General features: G+C 71.7%; 18 protein-coding genes. 7 read left to right on the top strand and 11 right to left on the bottom strand.

All coding sequences use genetic code 11. From position 1 onward, the window contains the following. Positions 1–121: 121 nt before the first annotated feature. A complete protein-coding gene (locus RIF93_RS11385) occupies positions 122–1,084 on the top strand; it encodes a hypothetical protein (RefSeq protein WP_309091399.1) in 963 nt (320 codons plus the stop codon). Here the strand turns inward: RIF93_RS11385 and RIF93_RS11380 are convergent. Next, positions 1,081–2,730 carry a c-type cytochrome gene (locus tag RIF93_RS11380; RefSeq protein ID WP_309091397.1) on the bottom strand — a complete coding sequence of 550 codons (1,650 nt, stop codon included), beginning with the start codon at positions 2,728–2,730 and terminating at the stop codon, positions 1,081–1,083. The genes RIF93_RS11385 and RIF93_RS11380 overlap by 4 nt on opposite strands. A gap of 191 nt (positions 2,731–2,921) precedes the next feature. Between RIF93_RS11380 and RIF93_RS11375 the strand changes: the two genes are divergently transcribed. Beyond that, positions 2,922–3,074, top strand: coding sequence for a hypothetical protein (locus RIF93_RS11375; RefSeq protein ID WP_309091395.1), 153 nt, complete (start codon positions 2,922–2,924; stop codon positions 3,072–3,074). Positions 3,075–3,087: 13 nt separating this feature from the next. On the opposite strand, the gene RIF93_RS11370 is transcribed toward RIF93_RS11375, so the two are convergent. Then, positions 3,088–5,091, bottom strand: coding sequence for a TonB-dependent receptor domain-containing protein (locus RIF93_RS11370; protein WP_309091393.1), 2,004 nt, complete (start codon positions 5,089–5,091; stop codon positions 3,088–3,090). A 69-nt stretch (positions 5,092–5,160) separates the two neighbouring features. Between RIF93_RS11370 and RIF93_RS11365 the strand changes: the two genes are divergently transcribed. Both RIF93_RS11365 and RIF93_RS11360 read left to right on the top strand, forming a co-directional pair. Further along, positions 5,161–5,901, top strand: a complete 741-nt coding sequence (locus RIF93_RS11365; RefSeq protein WP_309091391.1) for an SDR family oxidoreductase — start codon at positions 5,161–5,163, stop codon at positions 5,899–5,901. Between the two features lie 196 nt (positions 5,902–6,097). Then, positions 6,098–6,373: a hypothetical protein gene (locus tag RIF93_RS11360; protein ID WP_309091389.1), complete on the top strand. Its 276-nt coding sequence runs from the start codon at positions 6,098–6,100 to the stop codon at positions 6,371–6,373. A gap of 45 nt (positions 6,374–6,418) precedes the next feature. On the opposite strand, the gene RIF93_RS11355 is transcribed toward RIF93_RS11360, so the two are convergent. The 6 genes from RIF93_RS11355 to RIF93_RS11330 form a co-directional block, all read right to left on the bottom strand. Beyond that, complete coding sequence (locus tag RIF93_RS11355; protein ID WP_309091387.1) at positions 6,419–7,258, bottom strand: crotonase/enoyl-CoA hydratase family protein; 840 nt, start codon at positions 7,256–7,258, stop codon at positions 6,419–6,421. Positions 7,259–7,270: 12 nt separating this feature from the next. Continuing rightward, positions 7,271–8,179, bottom strand: coding sequence for a glutathione S-transferase family protein (locus tag RIF93_RS11350; RefSeq protein ID WP_309091385.1), 909 nt, complete (start codon positions 8,177–8,179; stop codon positions 7,271–7,273). Positions 8,180–8,184: 5 nt separating this feature from the next. After that, on the bottom strand, positions 8,185–10,035 hold the full coding sequence (locus RIF93_RS11345) for an AMP-binding protein (RefSeq protein ID WP_309091383.1): 1,851 nt from the start codon (positions 10,033–10,035) through the stop codon (positions 8,185–8,187). Between the two features lie 79 nt (positions 10,036–10,114). Then, on the bottom strand, positions 10,115–10,753 hold the full coding sequence (locus RIF93_RS11340) for a glutathione S-transferase family protein (protein ID WP_309091382.1): 639 nt from the start codon (positions 10,751–10,753) through the stop codon (positions 10,115–10,117). Continuing rightward, positions 10,753–11,550 (bottom strand): enoyl-CoA hydratase-related protein, encoded by a 798-nt coding sequence (locus tag RIF93_RS11335; RefSeq protein WP_309091380.1) that lies wholly within the window; start codon positions 11,548–11,550, stop codon positions 10,753–10,755. The genes RIF93_RS11340 and RIF93_RS11335 overlap by 1 nt, the downstream gene beginning before the upstream one ends. A gap of 3 nt (positions 11,551–11,553) precedes the next feature. After that, positions 11,554–12,519: an alpha/beta hydrolase gene (locus RIF93_RS11330; protein WP_309091378.1), complete on the bottom strand. Its 966-nt coding sequence runs from the start codon at positions 12,517–12,519 to the stop codon at positions 11,554–11,556. A gap of 125 nt (positions 12,520–12,644) precedes the next feature. Here RIF93_RS11330 and RIF93_RS11325 point away from each other — a divergent pair, with 125 nt between their 5' ends. From RIF93_RS11325 to RIF93_RS11315, 3 genes are read left to right on the top strand one after another with little or no spacing between them, the layout of a single operon-like run. Further along, positions 12,645–13,376: an SDR family oxidoreductase gene (locus tag RIF93_RS11325; protein ID WP_309091376.1), complete on the top strand. Its 732-nt coding sequence runs from the start codon at positions 12,645–12,647 to the stop codon at positions 13,374–13,376. After that, entirely contained in the window at positions 13,373–14,140 is a 768-nt protein-coding gene (locus RIF93_RS11320) for an SDR family NAD(P)-dependent oxidoreductase (RefSeq protein ID WP_309091374.1), read from the top strand. Before RIF93_RS11325 ends, RIF93_RS11320 begins: the two co-directional genes overlap by 4 nt. Positions 14,141–14,172: 32 nt before the next feature. Then, complete coding sequence (locus RIF93_RS11315; RefSeq protein WP_309091372.1) at positions 14,173–15,099, top strand: aldo/keto reductase; 927 nt, start codon at positions 14,173–14,175, stop codon at positions 15,097–15,099. Here RIF93_RS11315 and RIF93_RS11310 read toward each other — a convergent pair. From RIF93_RS11310 to RIF93_RS11300, 3 genes are all read right to left on the bottom strand, one after another. Beyond that, a complete protein-coding gene (locus tag RIF93_RS11310) occupies positions 15,096–15,575 on the bottom strand; it encodes a hypothetical protein (RefSeq protein ID WP_309091370.1) in 480 nt (159 codons plus the stop codon). The genes RIF93_RS11315 and RIF93_RS11310 overlap by 4 nt on opposite strands. A gap of 44 nt (positions 15,576–15,619) precedes the next feature. Further along, on the bottom strand, positions 15,620–16,039 hold the full coding sequence (locus RIF93_RS11305; protein ID WP_309091368.1) for a hypothetical protein: 420 nt from the start codon (positions 16,037–16,039) through the stop codon (positions 15,620–15,622). 20 nt (positions 16,040–16,059) lie between these two features. After that, the coding region (locus RIF93_RS11300) for a penicillin-binding transpeptidase domain-containing protein (protein WP_309091366.1) at positions 16,060–16,521 on the bottom strand (462 nt) is incomplete at its 5' end.

The following is a 16,521-nucleotide window of genomic DNA, read 5'->3' as shown; positions in this document are numbered from 1 at the left end:
GCGGCTACCGGCGCTGCGGCGTGACCTGGATCGCCGACTCGAACGCGGCCAGCCTCAGGCAGGTGGAGAAGCTCGGGGCGCGTCGACTGCATCGTCTTCACCTCTTCCGCAAGGCGCTGGCGTGACCCCCACCCTGTTGCGGGAAATCCTGGCCGAGGCGCGCTTCTCGCCCAGCGTCCACAACGTCCAGCCCACGCGCTGGCGGCTGCAGCCCGACGGCGAGGTCCTGGTCCTGGACGCGCCCGACCGCCGTCTCGCCGTCGGCGATCCGACGGGGCGCGACGCGCTGGCCAGCCATGGGGCGGCGGTGGAGGGCTTCGCGATCGCCGCCTCGGTCCGCGGCTTCACGGTCCGCCTCTCTCCGGCGGAAGATGCGGTGACAAAGCTGATGCTGTCGCCGGGCGCGTCGCCCGATCCCCTGGCGAGCTTCCTGCAGACCCGCCGGACCTACCGCGGACCGTTCCGCGAGGGCGAGGGCGCGGCCGAACTCGCCACCTTGGCGGCGACGTGCGGCGACCTCTTGCTGGTGGACGATGCGGACGGGATCGCCGCCGTGGCGCGGCTGAACGACGTGGCCAGTCTGCGGACCTTCCGCCGCCGGCCATTCCGCCTCGAACTGCTCTCGTGGATGCGCCTTTCGCCGCGCCACCCCGACTGGGGCCGCGACGGCCTGAATGCCGAGGCCATGAGCCTGTCCCCCGCCGAGGCCATCGGCGCCGGCGTCGCGCTACGCCCGGGCGTGTTCGAGGTGCTCGACCGGCTCGGCCTCGCCGGTCCGATCACGGGCGAGGCCGACGTGGTCCGATCGGCCGCGGCGCTGGCGGTTTTCGCAGCCGCCGCGGACGAGCCGCCGTTTGAAACGGGGCGGCGTTGGCACCGGGCCTGGCTCGAGATCGCGCGCGCGGGCCTTTCGGCGGCGCCGATGACCGTCTTGGGGGACGATCCCGAGGCGGCCGCAGAGGTGGCCCGGATCGCCGGCGTGCCCGATGGCGCGCGGGTGGTGACGGTGTTCCGGCTGGGCGTCCCCGCAGGCCCTCTCCCCGAGCCCGCGCGCCTCCCCGTGGAGGAGCTGATCGCGCCCTAGAGCTGCTTCAGGAACTCAATGAGGTCGCGCTTCTGCGCGTCCGTCAGGCCGGAGAACTGCGCCTCGTGGCCGCTGTTGCCGAAGCCAGGCTGACCCGTGTCGATGACGCCTGGCTTCGACCAGGGGCGGTAGCCCTCGGGGTAGGCGATGGCGAGGCGCTGCAAGTCGAGAGCATGCCCCCCAACCCGGAAGCGCGAAGCGCGAGGCTCGAGGCCCATCAGCTGAGTCAGGCTGGGGACGGAGCCGTTGTGGAGGTACGGCGCGCTGGACCAGAGCCCCGTTAGCGGCGGAGCGGCGTAGCAGCCTGTGCGGGCGACGGAGATCAGGTCGCTATAGGCCGAACGCTGGATACGCCGGACGAGATCGGCGGTGATCGCCTCGCGCCGAGCCGGGTCCGTGCCGACGTCGCCGCACCAGTTCGGAAAGGCGGCCAGGCGCGGGGCCGCGGCGGCGCGGTCGTAGACGCCATGACAGTTGGCGCACGCCCCGTCGTAGATCATCCGCCCGCGGGCCGCCGCCACCGGATCGATGACGCCGGGATAGGGTTGCGGCCGCTGGCGGACAAGGAAGGCCATGACGTCCTGCGCGTCGGCAATCGCCGCACGCGCCCTGCCCGGCGAGAGGCCCATGGTTGGCACGGTGAAGAAGGCGGTGATGGTGGCGAGCTGGTCGCTGTGCTCCCGCGTGACATCCGCCTCCCTCAGGGGGCGGAACCGGGCTGCCCCCGGCGGCGCGTAGGCGCCGTCGTACAGCAGGGCTGAACGGAGCCCCCGGTCGGCGAGGTGCGGGATCGCGGTGTGTCCGTGTTCGAGCCGGCCGTCGCCGAGACCTTTGGTCTGCAGCTTCAGCGCGGCCACGCCGTTGGTCACCCCGGGCGGACCGTTCGCGAACGGCAAGGGACCGGCGCCGGCCTTCTCGAGCGCAGCGATCCGCTGCCGCGCCACGGGGAAGACGAAGGTCTTCAGCGTGGACAGCTCGCGCTCCGTCGTCTGCGGATAGGCCTTGCGGATGTCGGCGAGCAGGCGCGTCTCGTCCCGCATCGCCGCGCGGAGGGCGGCGTACAGGTCCTCGGTGTAGCGTTGGAGATGGATGGATGTGTTGGGCGAACCCAGCCAGGCCTCCTGCGGGCGTGGGCGGCCCTGGGCATCGTAGGCAGGTCCGGCATGGCAGGCGGCGCAGCCGGTATTGGCGATCTCTACCTCTAGCGGCGGCACGCTGCGGCGCGCCGTTCCCCGAACCAGGCCGAGCACCTCCCCGTCGCCAGACGAGCCGAGACCAGCCAGGCTCGTCGGATGCAGGAAGCCGTACTGCTGCAGGATGGTCGGGAGGCGTTCGGCGGATACCGGTTCGCCCGGCGCGGTATGGGCGCGCAGCAGCGCCGCGGCGGCCACCTTCCAAGGCACGGCCACCGACTGCATGGCGTCAGTGTTCAGGGCTCCGAAATTTCCGTGGGCAAACAGACGCGCGCCGCGCTCGATCTCACCAGCGCTCGGCGCGTCCGGCAGTGCCCTCGGTGCGGCCGCATAGCCGCGCACGAAGTCCCAGGCCGCCTCCCGTCGAAAGGCGAAGGCGGCCGCGCCGATCAGCGCCGACACCAGCAGCAGGAGTGCGGCGGTCAGGGCGATCTTTCGACGAACATGGTGCACGACGCGGGGCTCCTGGTCCCTAGGGACTCTTCCGTGAAGGACTCGGCTGGCGCAAGGGAGCCGCGCCGCAACAGCCGGGGCTGACGCTGTCCAGCGAAGGTTGGCGGCGGTGATGCACGGCCCGACTTACATGGGCAACTCGCCGGCGTGCGCGGCGCCCACTCCTCGCTGGACCTGTTCAAGACCGGTGCGTGGCCGGTACCGCCGCCGCTTCGCCGAGGCCGGCGCCTGGATCCGGCCCCATGGGCCCGGCGGCCTACCTCACCCCAAACTTCGTGATCAGCGGCGCCGAGCTCGAGGTGCTCTGTCCGGCCGTGCGCGGCGTCGTCAGCCAAGACCTCTGAAAGGCCGCAAGGCCTAGCGGCGGATTGAGACCCCGATGCGCAGGGTGCGGGGGACGGAATAGCTCTCGACGCCGTCGGCGGTCTCGCCGACCTCGAGCTCCTCGTCCGTCAGGTTCTCCGCCGCCAGGTACACCTCGGTCGTGTCGCTCAGACGCCACGCGGCGCGGGCGTCGAGCTGAACGCCGGCGCCGAGCCGGCGGGTGTTCAGGTCGTCCTCCCAGCGCATGCTCTCGTAGCGAAGGTCGGCCGAGAGCGTCAGCGGCTGGAGCGGCCGCCAGTCGGCGCCGGCGGTCACGGTCAGCTTCGGCGTCTGCGCCGGGCGCAGGCCGGTGAGCTGGGGGGCGGACGAGCCGCCGTTCACCTCGGCGTCGGTGTAGGCGAAGGCCGCACGCCAGTCGAACGTCTCCCCCACCGACCCGGAGGTTTCGCCCTCCGCGCCCCAGGCCTCGATCTGGCCGGCGTTCTGGCGCTGGCGCAGCACGCCGCCCGCAGGCACGAACCCGGCGGTGGGGAACGTCCCCGGGCCGACGCCGATGGTCACGTTGGCGATCGGGTCCTTGATGCGGTTCCAGAACAGGGTCGCGCCCCACTGAACCGGTCCGTCCGCGCCGACGCCGACCTCGACGCCCTGCAGCGTCTCGGGCTGCAGCCCCGGATTGGCCTCCGTGATGTCGTTGCCGACCCGGAAGGGCCGGTGCAGCTCGTTCAGCGTCGGCGGCCGGAAGGCCGTATAGGCGGCGGCCCGCAGATACGCGCCCTCGGTGAAGGCGTAACGGAGCCCCAGGCGCGCGGTCGGGGTGGTCTCGGACGAGCCTTCGGGGCGCTGGTCCAGGGTGATCGCGCCGGTGGCCAGGTCGCGCTCGCGGCGGACCGCGTCCGAGGACTTCGACCGGTCGACACGGACGCCCGCGGTGGCGAGCCAGGGCCCCTGGTCGTAGGCCGCCTCGACATAGGCGCCGCCGACGACCGTCTTGCCGCCGGCCTCGCGATCACGCGTGAAGGCGCCGTTCATGAAGCGGAAGCGCTCGTGCACCGTGCCGTCGGTCCAGCGCACGTCGGCGCCGACCTCCCAGTTCAGGTCCTGCATTCGGCCCTGGACAGCGACGTTGACGCCGTAGCCCACCGCCGGGGTCTTGTACTGGTCGTTGGCCAGCGTCGTGCCGACCCGACCGGCGGCCACCGCCGCCGAGCTGTTCTTCAGATCGCTTTCGCGCACCCAGGCCTGCAGGCGCCAGCCCCCGACCCCTTCCTCCGCCGGCTTGGCCAGGGTGACGGTGGCCGACGTGCCCGAGGCGATCGAGCGCGCGCCGACGAGGCCAGCGCCGCGGATCTCGCGGAAGGCGGCGACGCGCGCGGCGGCCTGCACGCCGCCGAAGTCGTGCTGGGCGCGGATCGCGCCTGAGACATCCTCCAGCGACACCCGCTCGTCGGCCGCGCCGCGGGCGGGCCCGCGCACGGCGTAGTAGCCGTCGGTCTTGGAGGCCGCGGCCGTCAGCAGCAGGCTCTCGGTCCCGCCGGCGACGGCGGCTCGGTAGCTGTCGCGCTCGCCCACCGAAAGGTCGAAGGCAGCCAGGCCGTCCTGGGCGCCGCGCTCCTGCAGGGCCACGACGCCCGTCAGGGCCCCGGCGCCATAGGGGCCCGCGCCCGCACCGCGCACCACGGTCGCGCCGTCCAGGCCTTCGGGCGGGAGCGCGCTCCAGATCACCCAGCCGCCGAAGGGATCGTTCTGCGGGGCGCCGTCCAGGGTCACCAGCGCCCGGCCCGCGCCTGACGGGGCGATGGCGCGCAGCGACAGGCCCTGGGTGGTCGGATTGGCCGCGCCGCTGCCGGTGCGGCGGAAGAGCGAGACCCCGGGGGCGGTCTTCAGCGCCTCGTCCAGGCGGGGCTCGACCTTCAGGACCTCCGGGCCGATCTGCACGGCGCTGAACGCCGCCTCGCCGCCCAGCGGCGCCAGCCGCGGCGGATGGACGACGACAGCCTCGACTTGCGAAGCGGGCGGCGGCGGCAGCTCGGGCATGTTTCCTCGTAATTTGGGTATGGCGGGCCCTGTGGCTACCCTGGCTAGTCACACGGGCGGGAGAGCGCAATGACCAAGGTCGCGATCGTCACGGGAGCAGGCACCGGTATTGGCCGGGCTGTGGCCCTGGCGCTACTGGACGCCGGCTGGAGGGTGGCCCTGGCCGGCCGGCGGCGGGAACTGCTGGAGGAAACGGCGGCGCTCTCGGCCGGCGAGTCGCTGGTCGTCCCGGCCGACGTGGCGGAGGAGGCATCGGTCGATGCGCTGTTCGCGCGAACCAAGGCGCGGTTCGGGCGGCTCGACCTGCTGTTCAACAACGCCGGCTCCGGGGCGCCGCCCGTGCCGATCGAGGACCACTCCCTGGCGCACTGGAAGCGGGTCGTGGACGTGAACCTGACCGGCGCCTTCCTCTGCACCCGGGCCGCGTTCCGGCTGATGAAAGATCAGGAGCCGCGCGGCGGGCGGATCATCAACAACGGCTCCATCGCCGCGCATTCGCCTCGGCCCCTGACCATCGCCTACAGCGCCACCAAGAGCGCGATCAGCGGCCTCACACGGTCCACGTCGCTTGACGGGCGCGCGTACGACATCGCCTGCGGCCAGATCGACATTGGCAACGCCGAGACTCCGATGACCCGGAGCGTGGCCCAAGGGACGCGGCAGGCCGACGGCTCCCTCCGGCCGGAGCCGTACCTGGACGTGAAGCACGTCGCCGACGCCGTGCTCTACATGGCCAACCTGCCCGTGGAGGCGAATGTGCAATTCATGACCGTGATGGCGACGAAGATGCCCTACATCGGACGCGGCTGACGCGATCCTGGGCGCCCCAAGCCTACGGCTTCGGCGCCGCGTGAATTTTTTGCTGCACTGCAGCAGAGCACTTGCGTCGCCGGCCGCGTTTGAAGGATTGTTGGGTCGGGCCGAGAGCTAGGCGTCAGTCCCCTGCCTCGCCCAAAGAGGAACGCCGGAAAGGGGTTGTCGCAACCCTCCTCCCGGAACCCAGACCATGATCCGCATCCTCACTGTCGCCGCCGTCGCCGCCCTCATCGCGGCCCCGGCCAGCGCCCAATCCATGCGCGTGTCCACCAGCGGCAAGAGCCCCGAACAGCTTCACGCCGAGATCGTCAAAGCTGCGAAGACGGTCTGCGCCCGTGCCAGCATGGGCGCGAGCTTCCCGCGCGCTATGATGCAGACCTGCATGAAGGCCAGCGTCGAGCACGCGGTGGCCCAGAGCCGCAATCCGGCGCTGGCGGCGATCCCGACCCGCCTCGCGTCGCGGTAGCCGAGCGGCCGCGGGCGGACGGCGACACGCCTGTCCGCGGTCTCCTCAGGCGTCGACCTTCGCCGGAGCGACCTCGGTGAACTCGGGTGCGCGCTTCTGCAGGTTAGACATCACGGCCTCGACCTGGTTCGGCGAGCCGATCAGGGCCGCCTGCTCGCGGCTCTCCTCCAGCAGGATCTCGTGCTGGTCGGCGTGGGCCATCAGGTTCAGCAGCCGCTTGCCGGCCTGGATCGCGTGCGGGTTCCTCGACGCCACCTCGCGGGCGAAGGCCAGGGCCTCCGCCCGCGGGTCGGCGGCGACGCGGGTGGCGAGGCCAAGCGCCACGGCCTCCTCGCCGGTCACGATCCGGCCGCTGAACGTCAGCTCGCGGGCGACGTCGTCCCGCACCAGGCCGCGCATCAGCACCATGCCCGCCATGTCGGGCACCAGACCCCACTTGATCTCCATCACCGACATGCGCGCGTCGGGCGCGATCAGCCGGACGTCGGCGCCCAGGGCCAGCTGGCAGCCGCCGCCGAAGGCGACCCCGTGCACCGCGGCGATCACCGGAACGGGGATTTCACGCCACACCATGCAGGCGTGCTGGGCGCGGTTGGAGCCGCCCGGCGTCCGCTTGGGCGTCAGCAGCTCGCCGGCCGTGCCCTGGCCGCCGCTGCGCTCGCCCGAGGCCATCGCCTGGAAGTTGCCCATGTCGAGGCCGGCGCAGAACGCGCGCCCCTCGCCCGACAGCACCACCGCGCGCACGCCCGGCTCAGTCTTCAGGCGTTCGCCCGTCTCGATCAGCGCCGAGAACATGGCCCCGTCGAGGGCGTTCATCTTGTCGGCCCGGACCAGGCGCACGTCGGCGACGCCGCCCTGGATATCCACCGTCACCCGATCGTTCATCGAAACCTCCGTTCAGGCCCGCGCCAGGACATAGCCCGCGCGGGGAAAATGCACATGCAGGACGTCGAGCTCGCCGCACTCGCGGGCGACCACCGCCCGGTCACGGGTGAGCGCGACGAGGCGGCCCTCGACGGGATCGCGGCCATAGTCGTCGGCCCGGACGACGACGGCGTCCCCCAGCTTCAGGTCGGAGACGTCGGCGGGATCGCTGTCGGGCGGCGCCGCGGGCTGGGCGCGCATGGCGACCTGCAGCGCCTCCCCGCCCGTCATCTCACTGCGCCGGCCGTGGCCGATAGCGGCCATGCGGGCGCGCCAGTCCTTCACCCGGTCCAGACCCTGCAGCAGCCGCTCGGCGATCGTCGGCGCGGCGCCCCACAGCCACCAGACGTTCATGTAGGCGGCCACGTCGCCGAGCGATGGGCTCGCTCCGCCCAGATAGTCGCCCCCGGACAAGCCCTTTTCGAGCCAGGCGGCATAGGCCCGCCACTGAGCGCGCGCGAAGGGAGCCGCCGCCTTCATAGCGGCCACGTCGAAGGGGCGGCCGGACAGCTGCTCGCGGTCCTGGATGAAGGCCCGCGGCACGGCCTCGCCGATCTCGCCGAACACCACCGCGACCGTGGCCTGGAACCATAGTCGGTCGGCCCAGAGGTTCACCGCCCAATCCGCGCCACGGACCGTTGCCGGCTCGGGGTGGCGCGCGTCGAGCTCGGCCACGATCACCTGGCTGTCGCAGTAGACGTCGGCGCCGATCTGCATCACCGGGATGCGCCGGTAACCGCCCGTCAGCGGGATGAGCTCGGGCTTGGGCATGATCACGGGCTGGACCACCGAGCGCCACGCCAGTCCCTTGATCCCCAGCATCACCCGAACCTTCTCCGAGAAGGGCGAGGTGTCGTAGTGGTGCAGGATGATCTCGGCCATCCGGCTCAGGTCACGACGACGACGCCGTCGCCCGGCGGCTGGGCGTAGAGCGCCTCGACCAGCGCATGCCGGCGCTCCAGCGTGGCGCGCTGGTTCACATACCCCTTGTCGGTGATCTCGCCCGCGTCGATCGAGGGCGGCTCGGTCGTGACGATGAACCGCGCCACACGGCGCGACGAGCCGCCTGCGGTGCGGTTGAACTCGGCGAGGCGCGCCTTGAGGAGGTCGACGAGCTTGCCCATCGGGTCGTCGCCCAGTGTGGCGAGGCCGGCCGGCGACGGCCAGACCAGGGCGCCGATGAACGGCTTGTCCTGACCGGCGATGACCATGTCGAAGACGTATGGACTGCACGCCGCCACCAGGTCCGGCCGCAACGTGCCGACCGAGACCCAGGTGCCGCTGTCCAGCTTGAAGTCCTCGGTCACGCGGCCGTCGAAGACCAGCCCCTTGGCCGGATCGTCGGGATCGACGAAGCGGCAGGCGTCCCCCAGCTTGTAGAAGCCCTCCTCGTCGAAGGCGGCGGCGGTCTTCTCGGGATCGTTGTGGTAGCCGCTGGTGACCGTCGGCCCCTTCACCCGCACCTCGAGCTTGGAGCCGTTCGGCGCGAGCTTCAGCGTGATGCCGGGCAGCGGCAGACCGATCAGCCCGACGCGCTCGGTCACCCAGTGGACCACCGTGATCCCCTGGGTCTCGGTCGCCCCATACATGGTGGTGATCGGGATGCGCATGCCGGTCTCGGCGATCGCCAGCGCCTGGAGCCGGTCATAGAGGTCGTTCGACAGCGTGGCGCCGCCGTAGCCCATGTAGCGCAGGTTCTTGAAGAACTTGGCGCGCAACTCCGGGTCGCGCTCCATGGCGTCGGCCAGCATGCCGAAAGCCACCGGCGCCGAGCCGAACACGATCGGCGAGACCTCGTAGAGGTTCTTGATCGTGGTCTCGAACATGCCCGGGATCGGCTTGCCCTCGTCGAGGTGGAGGGTGCCGCCGGCCCACAGGTTGCCGTTGAAGGCGATGTTGCCGGCAGAGATGTGGCTCCAGGGCATCCAGTCCAGCGCCTGGGGCGGGTTGTCGGGATCCTGCGGCTCGGTGCGCAGCCCCTCGCCGCCGGCGATGACGCCGGCGAACATGCCGTGCGTCTGGGGCACGCCCTTGGGCATGCCGGTGGAGCCCGACGTGAAAAGGTACTTGGCGACCGTCGAATGGTTCAGCCGCTCGCGGGCTTCCTCGACCGCCGGTCCTGGCGTGGTCCCTGTGAGCTCCGAAAGCGGGATGGTCCCGTTCCCGCCGTCCACAGTGACGAAGGCCAGGTCCGGGTTCTCGGCCCGCAGGGTCTCGAAGGCGCGGGCGAACATCTCGCTGGACTGGGCGAAGATGACCTTGGGCTTCACCACGCCGGCGCAGTGCTTCAGCTTGGCGTGGTCGGCGGACATCAGGCTGTAGGCCGGGCTGATCGGGGCCACCGGCACGCCGGCCGCGTAGCACCCCAGCATCACCAAGGCGTGCTCCACCGAATTGCCGGACAGCACCATGACGCTGTCGGCGCCGGTGAGGCCGCGGTCCAGCAGCCATTGGGCGATGCCGTCGGAAGCGCGCTTGGCTTCGCCGTAGGTGACGCCGCCCCAGGGTCCGTGCCCCGGCGCCCGCTGCAGGATGAACGGTCGGTCGGGATGCTGGGCGGCGCGCTCGGCCAGGAGGTGCGGGATCGACCGCGGCCCGTCGCCCGGCGGGTGGTTGGAGCGGATGATGAAGGACCCGTCCGCCCTGCGCTCGACCGTTACGTCCGGCGCCTTCTGCGGCAGCGGCTTGAAGGGCGGCAGGGCCTGTACGGCCGCGCCCGCGTCGTCGGCTGGGCTCATGACGATCCTCCCGAGTGTTCTCTTTGGAGGAAAGCCTAGGCCAATGAGGCGCGCCGGCAAGCGCGACGCCACGTAAGGTTCAGGAGGAAAGCGCCTCGGCGAGCTCGATCTTTTGGACCCGCTTGGCGGCCTGGAAGGCGGGTCGCGCCTTAAGCCGCGCCCAATAGGCCTGGACCGCCGGCGAGAAGTGCTCGGAGAGCTTCAGGTGGTCCGCCAACAGCAGGGCGTAGCCCACCGATATGTCCGCGGCCGTGAAGCGGCCCGCGCACAGCCAGTCGCCCTGCTGCAGCGCGCGGTCCACATGACGCAGGCGGCTGAGGAACCACTGGGCGTAGTCCTCAGCCGCCGCATCGGCCCGGCCCTTCTGGAAGGTGCGATAGCGCAGCACCAGCGTCTGCGGAAAGGTCAGCGTCGCCTCTCCGAAGTGCAGCCAGTTCAGCCAGGCGCCATAGGCCGGATCCTCGGCGCGCACAGCGAGCTCGGTCGGGCCGTAGCGGGTCACCAGGTACTGCACGATCGCGGCGGACTCCGTCATGAACGTCTCGCCGTCGCGCAACGCGGGGATGGTGCCCAGAGGATTGACCTCCAGGTATTCGGGCGCCCGCACGCGCGGCGGGAACGGCAGGACGTGGAGCTCATAGGAGAGGCCCAGCTCTTCCATAGCCCAGAGCGGGCGGAATGAGCGGGCGTCGGGGCAGTGCCAGAGTTCGATCATCATCAACCCTCCCGTCGGGCGTAGTTCGGCCGGCGCTTCTCGAGGAAGGCGCGGACGCCTTCTTCGAAGTCCCCGTCGGCGCTGGCGAGGATCTGGTTGCGATCTTCCATGGCGATGGCGGCTTCCAGGCCTTGCGAGTCGATGGCGTGGTTCAGCGCCTCCTTGGTCAGGCGCAGGCCGAGAGGCGTGGCGTGCAGCATGTCGTCGACGAAGCCTTGAGCTTCCGCGGCCAGTTGCTCCTTCGGCACGATGCGGCTGACGAGGCCCAGTTCGCGGGCGCGCTCCGCTTCGATGAAGCGCCCCGTCAGCATGTACTCGGCGGCCACCGAACTGCCCACCATGCGGGGGAGGAAATAGCTCACCCCGATGTCGCAGGCCGACAGGCCGATGCGGATGAAGGCGGCGTTCATGCGCGCCCGCGGCGTGGCGATCCGCACGTCGGAGGCCAGCGCCAGCGCGAAGCCGCCGCCGGCCGCCGCACCGTCGATGCAGGCCACGATCGGCTGCGGGCAGCGGCGCATGGCGATGACGATCTCGCTGATCTCCCGCTGGCGCGTGAGGCCGGCGCCGATCGAGCGGGAGCCCTGCGGATCGCCGCGTTCCTTCAGGTCAAGGCCGGCGCAGAAGGCGTCGCCGGCGCCCTGCAGGACGACGACCCGGACGTCGCGCCGCCAGTAGAGACCGGCGAAGAAGTCCCTGAGTTCGGTCACGAGATTGCGGCTCAGCGCATTCAACCGCCCCGGCCGGTTCAGGGTGGCCCAGACCACCTCCCCGTCCTGCCGCAGTTCGAGATCGGCCATGGTCTAAAGCCTCTTCAGCCAGTCGAGCAGGATGTCGGTGACCTCGTCGGGCCGCTCCTGCTGGGTCCAGTGGCCGCAACCCTCCAGCATGTGGCCGGCCACCAGGTTCGGCGCGTGAGCGCGCATGGCTGCGACCGGATCGGACACGCCGCCGAAGGCGGTGCTGGCCGGGTCCTTCGTGCCGCCGATGAACAGCGACGGCTGCTCGATCACCCGGTCCTTGAAGCCCTGCAGCCAGACAAAGTCGCGCTCGTGGTTGCGATAGCGGTTGATCGGGCCTCGGAAGCCGGACTCGCGGAACTCCGAAACGTAGTAGTCGAGCTCGTTCTCGGTCAGCCACGCGGGGAACGGGTCGGGGTCGATGAGGCCCTCCAGCAGGGTCGCGCCGGCCGGCTTCATTGGCCACGCGCCCGGCGGGGCGTCGCCCGAGATCGCGTAGTAGAACTTGCGCAGGAAGCCGCGCACGTCCGCCTCGGCCTCCGCTTCTGGCGGCCCGACCTCCTGGAACCAGGCCTGGTAGAAGAACCGCCCGCGGCGGGTGAACAGGGCGTCGAACACCTCGGTAAAGGGCCGCGTCGGCACGCCCAGATAGGGCACCGACAGCCCCGCGACGGCGCGGACCGTCTCCCGCCGCGTGAGCGCCGTGTTCCAGACGATCGGCGCGCCCCAGTCGTGGCCGACCAGGACCACCGGCTCGCCGGGCGACAGCGCCGCGGCGAGGCCCGCGACATCGGCCGTCAGTCGCTCCATCGAATAGGCTTCGACCGGGTGCGGCTTGTCCGATCCGCCATAGCCGCGCACGTCGATGGCGCAGGCTGTGAAGCCGGCCCCAGCGATCGGCTCCAACTGATGGCGCCACGAGAACCAGCTCTCGGGAAAACCGTGCACGAGGATGACCAGCGGCCCCTCGCCTTCCACCCCCGCGCGGAGGCGGACCTCGCCGGCATCCACCATGCGGAACTCTGGCATGGGCGTTTCCCCTGGTCTTTTCGCCATGCTTCCCCGGCCGCGGGACCGCTGGCAAGGCTGACGGGGCGTCAGCGTTGACGGTCCGCCTGCGCGTGCAAGCATGGCCGCCTCACAGGGAGGCGCGCGTGGGCGATCTCGATTTCGGCGGCAAGACCGTGCTGGTGGTGGGCGGCTCCAGCGGCATCGGCAACGGCGTGGCCCACGGTTTCCGGGAGCGCGGCGCAGCGGTCCACGTCTGGGGCACGCGGGCCTCCGCCGCGGACTACGACGGCGTCGAGGGCTCTGACCTGACGGGCCTCGGCTACGCCTGCGTGGACGTCGGCGATCGGGCGCAGATCGCCGCCGCCCCGGCGATTGAGCCGCTGGACGTGCTGGTCCTGTGCCAGGGCACGGTCGTCTACCGCCGCGGCGAGTTCGAGCCCGAGGGCTGGGATCGGGTAATGGCGGTGAACCTGGACAGCCTGATGGACTGTGCGCGGAAGTTCCGGGCGACCCTCGCGGCGCGGAAGGGCGTGCTCATCATCGTAAGCTCGGTCTCGGGCTTCACCTCCAACCGCGGCAACCCGGCCTATGCGGCGTCGAAGGCGGGCGCCGTCAGCCTGACCAAGACCCTGGGCGAGGCCTGGGCGCCCGAAGGGATCCGGGTCGTGGGCCTGGCTCCCGGCCTGGTCGACACCAAGCTGACGAAGGTCACCACCGAACATCCCGAGCGCCGCGAGGCGGCGCTGCGCTCCATTCCGCTCGGCCGCATGGGCACGCCCCAGGACATGGCGGGCGCGGCCCTGCTGCTCGCCTCGCCGCTCGCGGCCTATGTGGTCGGCCAGACGCTGATCGTGGACGGAGGGCTCTCGCTGTGACGAACGCGCGGTCGGTGAAGGGGCTGGCGGTTCTGGTCACCGGGGCGGCCTCGGGCATGGGTCAGGCCACCGCGGAGGTGTTCGCCGCCGAAGGCGCGAGGGTCGCGGTGACCGACGTCTCGGGCGAAGGCGCCCGGCGGGTCGCGGACGGCATTCGGGCGGCCGGCGGCGAGGCGGCGGCGTGGGAGCTGGACGTGTCCGACGGAGACGCCATCCGGGACGTCACTGCGGCCGTAGCCGAGCGGTTCGGCGGGCTGGACATCCTGATCAACAATGCCGGCGTATCGGCCTTTTCGCCTGTCGATTCCGCAGATTACGACGAAGTCTGGACACGCGCGGTGGGCATCCTGCTGACCGCCCACCAGCGCCTCGTCCGTGCGGCCCTTCCCCACCTGCGCAAGTCGAGTTCCCCCCGCATCGTCAACATCGCCTCGACCGAAGCCCTGGGCGCCACCTCCCGCGACAGTCCCTACGCCGCCGCGAAAGCCGGCGTCACCGGCCTGACCCGAGCGCTGGCGGTGGAGCTCGGGCCGGAAGGCATCACAGTCAATTGCATCTGCCCGGGGCCGATCCTGACGGGCATGACCTCACGGCTTTCGGAGGAAGACCGCCAGCTGTTCGCCAAGCGGCGCACGGCGCTGCGGCGCTACGGCCGGCCCGAGGAAGTGGCCCACATGACGCTCAGCCTGTGCCTGCCGGCCGCGTCCTACATCACCGGCGCGACGATCCCGGTGGACGGCGGGTTGATGGCCCGCAACGCCTAGCCGGGGCGTCGTGGCTGGCGGATAGTCGGCGCATGCGCCCCACCCGCCGACACGTCGTGACCGGCGCGGCCGCCCTGGCCGGCTGCTCGCGCGCGCCGGCCACCGCCCAGGAGCCGCCCGTGCCCGATGCGCCCTTGATCACGCGCGCCATCCCGAGTTCCGGCGAGGCCCTGCCGGTGGTCGGCCTCGGCACCTGGCAGGCCTTCGACATCGCGTCGGGCGGACCGGAGTGGGCGCAGGCTCGCGAGGCGCTGGCGACGTTCGCGCGCAGCGGCGGCCGGGTGGTCGACTCCTCGCCCATGTACGGCCGCGCCGAGGCCGCCGTCGGGGCTTTGGCCGCGGAGCTGGGCCTGCGTCCGTCGCTCTTCCTTGCCACCAAGGTCTGGACCCGCGGACGCGAGGCGGGACTCGTCCAGATAGAAGACTCCCGCCGGCTGTTGCGCAGCGATGTCGTCGATCTGATCCAGGTGCACAACCTGCTGGACCTGGAGACGCAGCTCGCCAGCTTGCGCGCCTGGAAGGAGAGCGGCCGCATACGCTACCTGGGCGTGACGCACTATCACGAGGGCGCATACGACGCGCTCGAGGCGGTCATGCGGGCCCATCCGCTGGACTTCATCCAGATCAACGCCTCGGTCGCCGAGCGGGAGTCCGAGGACCGTATCCTGCCGCTGGCGCGCGATCGCGCGATGGCGGTGATCGTGAACCGACCCTTCGCCGGCGGCGACCTGTTCGCACGCCTGCGCCGCCTGCCGCTGCCGGGCTGGGCGGACGAGTTCGGCGCCACGAGCTGGGCGCAGGTGCTGCTGAAGTACGTGCTCTCGAACCCTGCGGTGACCTGCGCCATCCCGGGCACGCGCAATCCGCGCCACGTGCTGGACAACCTGGGCGCCGCCACAGGCGCGCTGCCCGACGCAGCCCAACGGCGCCGGATCGTGGAGGCCGTCGCGGCGGCCTAGCCGGCCGGCGGCTTCTGCAAGCCCTGGTCGCGGTCGCAGCGGGCGTCGCGTTCCTTGGTCTCGAGCACGGTGGCGGTGAGCACCAGCGGCTCGCCCGGCTTGGCCGTCGAGACGACGACGTTGAAGGACCGGCCGGCCGGCATGTTGCAGAAGGCCTCGCGGCTGGCGAAGGCGCCGGGGTCCCAGCGGGTCTTGGCGGGCGAAAAGCGCTCCTTGCGCTTGGCCAGGGCGTCCAGCACGCCGGCGCGGATCGCCGCCGGCTCGCCGGAGGTGACGGTGACCGTGCAGGTCGCGGGCTCGCGCTCGCGGCGAATCTCGACGAAGTCGCCCTTGATCTGGTCCGGGACGGGCGCGCCGTCGGCTATGGCCGAGACGCAGGCGCCGACGGCGGAGCGGGCCTCCGACTGCGGGTCGGCCTGGGCGGCGGCGGGTGCGGCGAGCGAGACGGCGGCGGCGGCGAGGAGGAAGCGGCGCATATCGCCCGATTGGCCGAGCATCAGGGCGCTCGTGTGGCGAAACCTCACCCGCCGCGGCTCGGGGCGTAGGCCTTGTGGCAGCCGTTGCAGGAGTCGTAGAGCCGCCCGCCAGCCTCGAACGCGGCCTCGGCGTCACGCGCGCGGATCGCGCCCTCGGCGGAGGCGGCGGTGTCGGCCATCGCCTGCGCATATTCCGCCCAGCGACCGGGGAGGACGTAGGGCGGCGCCTGCATCCGAGCGCCCTCGGCCTTGAGGGTCTTCACGCCGGCCTCGGCGGCGCGCCAGCGGGCCTGGGCGGCGGCGGTGGTCTCGTTCTCGGGCGGGTCGTTGCCGGCGGCCCAGAAGGCCAGCGCGGCGGGGTTCACCTCGTGCTTCATGAGGTCGGCGATGCTGGCCTGGGCGGCGGCCGCGCCGACCACCGCGAGCGCCAGGCCGAAGCCGGTCAGGATTGTCCGTATGCGCATGCCACCCTCCCGGCCCTGCCTTAGCCGGGCGCGCTCGCGGCAGGCAAGGGCGCGGTGGTGGCGGCGGGGGTGAGTTCGGGCTCCAGCGGCGGAGGCGGCGGCGGCGTGACCGCCGGCCCGACGGGGATAGATTGCCTGGGAATCCGCTTCAGGGCGCTCGCCATGAACGTCCGCCAGAGCTCGGCCGGGGCGCCGCCGCCTGCGATGCGCGCCATCGGGCTGTTGTCGTCGCGGCCCATCCAGGCGCACGAGGCGAAGCCGCCCGTGTAGCCGCAGAACCAGGCGTCCCTGTAGTCCGAGGTGGTGCCGGTCTTACCAGCCAGGTCGTAGCCCGGGACGTTCGCGCCTCGGCCGGTGCCCGACGTCACCGCCGTGCGCAGCATCCGGTTGAGGTCGCTGAGCGGCGGGTTGGCGATGGCCGGCGCCGCAGCCTGCGGCTTCTTCTGGTAGAGGGTGACGCCCGAGCGCGTCCGGATGCGCTC

The organism is Phenylobacterium sp., from assembly GCF_031181185.1.
In the GTDB taxonomy this organism is placed as follows: Bacteria; Pseudomonadota; Alphaproteobacteria; order Caulobacterales; family Caulobacteraceae; genus Phenylobacterium.
The sequence above is the reverse complement of the archived record's forward strand: the minus strand, read 5'-3'. Positions and strand labels throughout refer to the sequence as shown.